Source organism: Marivita sp., assembly GCF_051859345.1.
Lineage (GTDB): Bacteria > Pseudomonadota > Alphaproteobacteria > Rhodobacterales > Rhodobacteraceae > Marivita.
On sequence record NZ_JBHYFV010000015.1, the window covers coordinates 94,859 to 103,483 of the forward strand.

Below are 8,625 nucleotides of genomic sequence, written 5' to 3' on the forward strand. Positions count from 1 at the left end.
AAGAGGATCGCACCATCAAACCGTGGGATCAAACACCTACTGTGCCAGCTGGACCGCGGGTTTCGCGCTGGACCCCGCAACTGCGCGGAATGCCGAGATCGTCTTGTTGAGCGCTGTTCCGTCAGGATCTTTGATCGCAGCGAGGCGCGCCTGAATGACGCCATCGGCCAGCATGTCAGGCTTAAGAGTGCCGTCCAGACCTGGCTGGATGATTTCCGTTTCGATCAAACGCCAATTTTGCAGCCCCCGTTTGTAGGTGTTGCCATAGCCGCGGACGAGCTGGGCGGTTTCGACAATCTGGACCGCCGCTTCAGGCGCGGTATCAAGCGCCAATTCTATATGGCCAAGCCATGTCGTGAGCCACGCCATTTCTTCCGAATGGCGCAGGCTATGATGGCGCCAACGGCGCGCAGTGGCAAGAAACCGAAGCCGGATGAAGCCGGAAAACCGCGTGGTGCGCACTTTCATCGGAATGGATTTCGACGACCAACCCTTGCGCTCTGAAAAGGCAGTCAGGCGTGCTCCTAGATGTTTAGGTAGCATTCCGAAAATCTCTTCGGGGCCGGGTTTCATGTATTCGGCCACATCGACGATGTCGCCATCACGGGCTTTGGCTTCGGCCCTCACACGAGAAAGTCGGGCCTGACGCAGTTTGAGCTGGGCAACACGGTGCGTGTCTTCATAACTCATGCGCACGGCCATGTGACGGGCAAGTGCTGACAGCATGTCGGCAGTGGCCGCCGGGTGTGTCGCGATACGGCGAAGGTGGTCGAGATAGACATTGGCGTAGTCGGCGTTCTGGAAATCCGTCAGGCGGCGCATCCCTTCGGCGGCAAAGCCAGCAGCTTCGGGTGGCAGAAAGTCCGTTTCAGGGCTGGCTGCGAGAGTGGGTGTTGGCGTCCTAGCAATGACGACAGGCGGCGCACCCTTTGAGCCGCGCAAATTCGGCACCGCGCCGCGATCTTGCGCAAGCGCGAGACCGGCCTCGAAACCCCTCAGGTTGGCGTCGGACGCCCGTTTGCCCGACTGAATGGCCTTGCGACAGCTTTCCTCGGACAAGGGCAAAACCCCGGCGCCCGCAACCAGCCCCATCACGACCGAGTTCAGGTGGCAGGAATGGCGCGTGGCCACTTCGGAAAGATCGTGGATCAAGTCGGATTTGGAAAAGCTGCGACAGGTAGCGATCATCGGTTCCGGGTCCAACCGTCCGTCTGACATTGCGCTTTTTTCGTCAACCGTGAAGGTGCGGTGGGTCGAGGCGATCAGCGTGGTGCGATCCGGCGTCACGAACCCTGCGCGCACCATCCGCTCTGCTTCGAGCAGTTCGGTTGCGACCATCACATCGACGCGGCCGGGGGCGGGATGCAGGCTCATCACCGGGCGCTGCGGACCTGTGCGGGGCAGAAATTCGAGGTAATAGGTCGTGGCCCCGGTGCGTTGTGCAACGCCGGGGACGGAGGTGCGCTGCACCCAAAGGCCTGTATCCAGCGCGGCCTCGGTCAGCCATCCTGCAAGCACTCCACCGCCTTCGCCCCCCATCGCGGCGATCAGCAGGCGGACGGGCGTGGTATCTGACGGCCCGGTCATTCCGCGGGCACCCCGTGGCCTGAGGGCGCTGGTGACTTGCCGCCCATCGGTTCCGTTTCGCCGCCGAACAGACGGATCAGCCGATCCGACAAATTGCGCAAGGCACGGTCCCACGCGGTTGGGTTCTGAATAATGTCAATCTGTGCGAAAGACGGGCAAAGCTGGGCCGCATGGCTGACTTCGCCGCACAAGCCGCAGCCGACGCAATCATTATTCACATGGGCCACCGGATCACTGCGCAAAGGGTCAGGGTTGGGCTTGATCGTCAGGGACGGACAGCCCGACAGACGGATGCAGCTATGATCGCCCGTGCAGGTGTCCTCATCGACCCAATAGCGTGTGCGCACGACACGGTCGCCCTTGGCCACTGCCTTGGCCATCGCGGGGCGCACGCGGCGTTGTCGGGCCAATTGGCATTCGCCTTGGGCAAGGATCACTTTGAGCCCGGGATTCTTGGTTGTGCGGGCTTTGCGCAGGACGTCTACCATCGTCGAAAGCTTGTAATTGTCGACCCGTTTGATCCATTTGACGCCCACTGCCTTGAGCGCCTTGTCAATGTTGAGACCCTTGCCGCGTCCCACGTCCTTGGGTTTGCTCGAGGGCAGATCCTGCGCGCCGGTTGCACTGGAGTAGCCATTGTCCATCACGACGAGGACCGAGTCGTCCTTGTTGAACACGGACCCCGCGACCCCGGTCAGCAGTCCGTTGTGCCAGAACCCGCCGTCGCCCATCACTGTAAAAGGGCGCTTTTCCTGTGTGCCGGAAACGGCAGAGTTGGCGGCAAGAGACATGCCATAGCCAAGGATCGAGTGACCCTGACTGAACGGTGGAAAGGTCGCCAATGCGTGGCAGCCGATATCGACCGACACGTGAACCGGGCCCAGTTCTTCGCGTACCAATTTCATTGCCGTAAAGACCGGGCGTTCGGGACAGCCAGTGCAAAAGGTGGGTGGGCGTGGCGGCAGCGGCGCGACTGCGGTGTCCTCCAGCGCCTTGCGGTTCGTGTCCACCGCGTCAAGCCATTGGCTAAGTCCGCCGGGATCGCGCCCGTATTCGGACAGAAAGCGCGCCAGTCCTCGACCCAGTACAGGAGCCGTGTATTCACCTGTCAGGGACAGCATATCCTTGCCATGGATCTTGGTTTGAAGATCCGCCTGACGCAGGATTTTGCCCACAGCCAATTCGATATATTCGGGGTTGCCTTCCTCGACGATAAGAATGGCGGATTTGCCGCGTGCAAACTCCGTGATCTGCTCGGGCACCAAAGGATGCGTGACGTTCAGAACAAGCGTTGGCACAGCCAAATCGCCGTAGATATCAGACAAGCCCGCCTCGGTAAGACACCCGTTCAGGCTATTGTACAATCCGCCTTGAGTGATGATCCCGATATCGCCCGCAGCCGGACCGAAAAGCTCGTTCAGTTTTTCACGCAGGATGTAATCCCGTGCGAGAGGCAGGCGGCGTTCGACCTTGTCGGCTTCCTGTTTGAAGGTCACGGGAGGATGGGCGAGCCTGTCATAGACAAAGGGCGCCGGTTCGCTGAACTTGTTGCGTGTGGAATTCAGCGCCGGGATGTTATCTTTGGTCTCAAAGCTGCCGAAGACATGGCAGGCGCGAATGCGCAGTTCCATCATCACGGGGGTGTTGCTGGCCTCGGACAGCTCAAAGCTTTTCTCGACCATTTCGACGATCTTGGGCAGTTCGGGGCGGGGATCAAGCAGCCAGAGCGACGATTTCATCGCAAATGCATGGGTGCGTTCCTGAATGACGCTTGCTCCTTCGCCATAGTCCTCGCCCACGACGATGAGCGTCCCGCCGATTACCCCTGGTGAGGCAAGATTCGAGAGCGCGTCCGCAGCGACATTGGTTCCAACGATGGATTTCCACGTCACGCAACCGCGAATGGGGTATTGCACAGACGCAGCAAGCATGGCCGCCGCAGCGGCTTCGCTGGTGCAAGTTTCCAGATGGATGCCAAGATCCGCCAGGATGTCCTCGGACTGAAGCAGCACGTCAAGAAGGTGACTTACGGGCGCGCCTTGATAGCCACCGACATAGCTGACGCCGGATTGCAGCAGAGCCTTGGTGACTGCCAGAATGCCTTCGCCGTGAAACGTCTCACCGTTACCAAGTTTGAGGTCTTGAATTTCCTTGTGAAACGAAACTTCCATCGAGGTTTCCTCCTACCTTGCGTCTTCGGTTCAGTCGAAACGGGTTTTTACGTCTTGCGGGATTTCCTGGCTCTTGATGCGCTCCGGGTCATTAGGGTGTCGACCGACCCAGACACGGGTTTCCCATGCCTCGATGGCAAGATCGCTGCCCTTGAAGACCCGGTGTTCCACATCAAAACTTGATCGCTTCCACTGTGCGATGCGGCTTTCTATCGTGATCGTATCGCCCCAACGCGACGGAATGTGAAAGCGCGACCGCGTGTCGACCATTGGGATACCGACGATATCGTAGGTCGTGACCATCTCGTGCTTTGGCAATCCGGCGGCGGCAAACAAAGCCACCGTCGCATTGTCGAACATCACAAAATAGCGGGGGTAATAAACGATGCCCGCCGGGTCGCAGTCGCCCCATTCGATGAACACATCGCGTCGGTTGATCAGGCCCATAGTGCTAGCGTCCCATCATCGTGTCGGGTAAGAAAAGCGCGATTTGCGGAAATATTATCAGCAGTCCCACGCAGATGGCCATGGCGCACCAGAACGGCAGGATGCCGCGATAGATCTTCCCCAGTGGGACATGCGGGGCCACACCTTTGACGACAAAGACATTCATACCCACAGGTGGCGAGATCAGACCCATCTCCAGAACAAGAACCATAATGATGCCGAACCAGATCGGATCAAAGCCAAGCTCGACAATGATGGGCAGAACGATGGGCACGGTCAGCACCATCATCGCAAAGCCTTCCATGAAGGTTCCAAGGGCGATGTAGACCACGATGATGACCAGCAGCACGGCAAGAGCGGGGATCGCGAGGTCGCCCACCGCATCGGCAAGATTAACGGGGATGCGAGTCAGGGCAAGGAAAGGCGCAAAGAAATGTGCGCCGATCAGGATAAAGAACACCATTGCTGTCGTCTTGATTGTGTCGAGCAATGCTTCAAAGAACCTGGCAATGGTCAAACGACGTGACCAGAGCGCATGCAGGAACGTGAGTCCTGCGCCGACGGCGGCCGCCTCCGTGACAGTAAAGACACCTGCATAGATGCCTCCGATCACGATCAGCACGACAAAGACCAAAGCGCCGGAATTCATAAGCACCTTAAAGCGTTCGCGCATCGGCACTTTTTCACCCGGAGGGCCCGCATTCGGGTTCATGATGGCGACGATAAAAACTGTTCCCACGAACAGGAGCGTCAACAACAGGCCGGGCAGGAAACCTGCCAAGAACAGCCGCCCAACTGATTGTTCAGTAAGCAGAGCATAAACGATGAGCACTGTCGAAGGCGGTATGAGAATACCAAGTGTGCCGCCCGCTGCAATGGAGCCGGTGGCAAGACCGGGATCGTATTTGTAACGCTCCATTTCGGGCAGGGACACTTTGCCCATGGTTGCCGCGGCGGCAATGGACGACCCGGACAAGGCCGCAAAACCCGCGCAGGCCATAATGGTTGCCGCAGCAAGACCGCCACGTTTGTGCCCGACCCATGTGTAGGCCGTGCGATACATGTCCTGTCCCATGCCCGATACGCTCGCAAAGGCCCCCATCAGAACGAACAATGGGATCACGCTCAGCGTAAAGACGGCGGAATATGAGAACGGGAAAGACCCCATCACGTTCAGGGCTGCATCGGGGGAATTCAGGATCGCGATACCGCCCCCGCCAACAACCAGCATGGCCATACCAATGGGCATCCGGATCGCCAGAAAAAAGAACAGCGCAAGGAACCCCAGAATGCCCGCAAGTGTCGGTGTCATGTGGTTTCCTGTTCTGATTCCTGCACGGGACGCAGCGCTTTAAGGGCCTCAAGGGCAAGCACCAATGAGAAAAGGCCGGCCGCGATTGCGATGGCCATCTGGAATGGATATTTCGGGATACGCATCATGTTGGATACATCGCCATAGCCGTAGCTACCGAGGGCATAGCCAAAGCTTTGCCAAAAAACGATCGCCAGCATCACCGCCCCAATGGCGTGGACAGCAAAGTTAAGCCACCGCATCGACGGCCGGTCGAGCCACTTTGACAGGATGTCCACCGAAACATGGCCCCGCGTGATTGCGGTATATGGCAGGCCGCAGGCTACGATCAGCGACATGGCCAGCTGGGTCATTTCGTAGCCGCCCCGGAAGGGGCGGCCAAAGAAATAGCGCGCGCAGATCTCATAAATGATCAACACCGCCAGTCCGGCAAGCACCAAGCCGCCCGCATATGCGATCAGCTTGAGTGCCCGCTCGAACCATTTCTCGATTGTGACGAGCATGTTGGCTCAGTTTGACTTGACGCCAGCGGCTGACAGCATGGCGGCGCCGTCAATCCCCTGAGATTCCATATCAGCCAGCCATTCGTCATAGATTGGTGCAAGGACGGCCCGGATTTTGTCCTGGTCCTCGGCAGACAGCTCGATGACCTCTTTGCCCTCGGCGTCGCGGACGAACTGCACGCTTTCCGCAGCACGGTCCAGATAGACCTGCGTTGCCTTGCGGCTGATCTCTTCACCGGTCAGGCGGTCAAGTACAGCTTGCTGTTCTGCAGTCAGGCCATTGTAGCTGTCCTCATTCATCACCACCACGAATTGCGAGCGACCAAAGAGCGGTCCAGTGATGGTGAAATAATTCGCCACCTCATGCATGCGGAAGTCAAGGATGGTGGTGAACGGCACCATAGCGCCATCAATCACGCCACGCTCAAGCTGCGGGTACAACTGCGGGATCGGCAGAGCGACAGGCGTCGCACCCATCTTTTCGATTTGTGCGGCCTGTGCGGCGGAAGGAGAGCGCAACAACATGCCCGCGATATCGTCAAGGGACCGGATCGGCTTGTCGCGGGTATAGAGCCCCGCATCATCCGCAGCCCAGAGCGCAATCATTTTCAGGCCCTGGTATTCCGGATCAAAATGCCCGCCCTCGTAAAGGTCCCACATCAATTCTGTTGTTGCCATCCCGTCGTCGCGCAGACCGGGCAGTTCAATCATCTGGGTGCGCGGGAACAGTGGCGATGTATAGCCGGGCAGAGTGAACACCATGTCCACTGTACCGTCCTGCGCCTGTCGCATCAGATCTGGCGCGCCGCCACCCAATTGCATCGACGGGTACAGCGTCATCGTGACCTCGCCGTTGGTCTCGGCTTCAATCTGCTCAGCCAGAGGTTCAAGGATCTGAGTGTAGATGATGTGGCCTGGCGGCACGAAGGTGTGCAGGCGCAATTCCGTTTGCGCTTCGGCCTGCGTTGGTGCCATTGCGCCAAAAACGGCCGCAAGGCCAAGCGAAGCAGCAACAGTTGCGGTCTTCAAGAAAGCTGTCGTTTGCATTGTAGTCCTCCCAGTGATGCCCAAGTCCGATCTTCATGCCGGTTCACGAGCGGTTGAAATGTTATTAGACCCGGTTTTGTCGGGCCTATCCACAGAATTAGTAAGTCCTCAGATACGTGTAACCTTGAGCCGAGTTTTCAGATCCGTCCGGCAAAAGGCATGCAGAAAACAAGTACGCTCTGATACATCAAGCATGTCTTTCGCGACGTCTTCACTTTCGCTGGTTTGCAGATGGACATGAGTTTCTACGGGATCGGCTGTACCCGATTGTCCGGTGCCACCGGACGCGCCCCCAAGCGAGAAATGCGTGTCCTGGACGATGGAGTAATGCGACAGATCGAGCTTTTCCATCGACGCCATGCGCCCGAACTGGGTCATGAAACAAAACGCGATGCCTGCCGAGATAAAGCTTACAGCGTCGGGCGCGCGTCCTTGGCCCCCTGCTATCGGAGCCTCTTCGCTTAGAAACCGAAAGATTGACCCATGTGGACTATAAAGATGTTGTTCGATTTCCTTGATGCCATCCTCCCGCAGGGTGCAGATTGCAGCGGGGTTCAGGGTGCGGTCCTGATCGTCGGACAGGCTCGACGCCGCAGCGGCGGTTCCTTTTGACACCTCTTTGCGCGGCGACATGCCGTCGCGTGTTATCAGCGCAAGGTGTGACACGTCGGGCTGTGGGGTCTCACCTGACGGATCGTCTACGACATCCGCTTCAAGCGCTGTTGCCTGACCTGTTTCTATTTGGGTGCCGTTACGCGTGAGTGTGAACAGGCTCGGCAAAACGCCCCGCATCAAACCATTCAGCGGTGATGCATGAACGGCGTTCATCACAAGCTGGTTGAGGGCTGCATCGTCAAGATCACACTCGACCTCGACCTCCAACTCCACTGGAAGCGCGCCGCCTTCCATGGTGCGTTTACGCATCGAGCCTTTCATTGTGTAGTAATTGTTCTGCGTGAGCCGCAGCTTGCGCAGGTACACACCGTCTTTGGCAGCCATCGCTTGGATTTCGTTCATATAACTGGACATCATGCCCACCGTAAGGAATGACAGCGGGCAGGGGGCCTCATCGTGACCACTCAAATAGGCACCTTCGTCAGAGACAAGTCGCCACATCAGGCCTGAACGCGCTGAGACGACAAGCGCCTCTTTCTGAAATCCCGACAGCGCGCGGACCCATGTCCGCACCGCATCCCCATCTCGGATCACAGGTGCAACAAGCCCGGTTTCATTTGCATTCGAGACTCGAAAGAACGGGGTCAGCCCTGACTGGGCAATAACGTTGTCACCAAGTTTCATCTGCGCCGACCTTTCGCGCGTTGTTGCAGGATAGACAAAGAAGCATCGACGCCACTTGCCAAAGCAAGTTCCATTATGCTGTCGTGGGTCAGTTCTTGGATCACAATCCGGTCGCGCGCCAGCTGTCAGCGGCATAGCCGCCTTCGCGCACCGCGCGCGAATAGGGTGTGGGCGATACCTTTACCCGAATTTCCGCCTGCTTGTGCTTCTCGGCGGATGTCTTGGCGGTTTCGTCGGATTCGCCCCAGCGCAGGGTCAG

General features: G+C 58.2%; 7 protein-coding genes. All 7 read right to left on the bottom strand.

All coding sequences use genetic code 11. The features are described 5' to 3' along the window. Nucleotides 1-36: 36 nt before the first annotated feature. Nucleotides 37-1,587: an indolepyruvate oxidoreductase subunit beta family protein gene (locus tag ACTIEN_RS11875; RefSeq protein WP_439523353.1), complete on the bottom strand. Its 1,551-nt coding sequence runs from the start codon at nucleotides 1,585-1,587 to the stop codon at nucleotides 37-39. Beyond that, nucleotides 1,584-3,758 carry a thiamine pyrophosphate-dependent enzyme gene (locus ACTIEN_RS11880; RefSeq protein WP_439523354.1) on the bottom strand — a complete coding sequence of 725 codons (2,175 nt, stop codon included), beginning with the start codon at nucleotides 3,756-3,758 and terminating at the stop codon, nucleotides 1,584-1,586. The genes ACTIEN_RS11875 and ACTIEN_RS11880 overlap by 4 nt, the downstream gene beginning before the upstream one ends. A gap of 30 nt (nucleotides 3,759-3,788) precedes the next feature. Continuing rightward, nucleotides 3,789-4,205, bottom strand: coding sequence for an acyl-CoA thioesterase (locus tag ACTIEN_RS11885; protein ID WP_439523355.1), 417 nt, complete (start codon nucleotides 4,203-4,205; stop codon nucleotides 3,789-3,791). A gap of 4 nt (nucleotides 4,206-4,209) precedes the next feature. Beyond that, the gene (locus tag ACTIEN_RS11890; RefSeq protein ID WP_439523356.1) at nucleotides 4,210-5,517 is read right to left on the bottom strand and encodes a TRAP transporter large permease; all 1,308 of its coding nucleotides are present in this window, start codon (nucleotides 5,515-5,517) and stop codon (nucleotides 4,210-4,212) included. Beyond that, nucleotides 5,514-6,020 (bottom strand): TRAP transporter small permease, encoded by a 507-nt coding sequence (locus ACTIEN_RS11895; protein WP_439523357.1) that lies wholly within the window; start codon nucleotides 6,018-6,020, stop codon nucleotides 5,514-5,516. The genes ACTIEN_RS11890 and ACTIEN_RS11895 overlap by 4 nt, the downstream gene beginning before the upstream one ends. 6 nt (nucleotides 6,021-6,026) lie before the next feature. Beyond that, nucleotides 6,027-7,067, bottom strand: a complete 1,041-nt coding sequence (locus ACTIEN_RS11900; RefSeq protein WP_439523358.1) for a TRAP transporter substrate-binding protein — start codon at nucleotides 7,065-7,067, stop codon at nucleotides 6,027-6,029. Between the two features lie 108 nt (nucleotides 7,068-7,175). Next, nucleotides 7,176-8,366 (bottom strand): OsmC family protein, encoded by a 1,191-nt coding sequence (locus ACTIEN_RS11905; RefSeq protein WP_439523359.1) that lies wholly within the window; start codon nucleotides 8,364-8,366, stop codon nucleotides 7,176-7,178. Nucleotides 8,367-8,625: the final 259 nt, after the last annotated feature.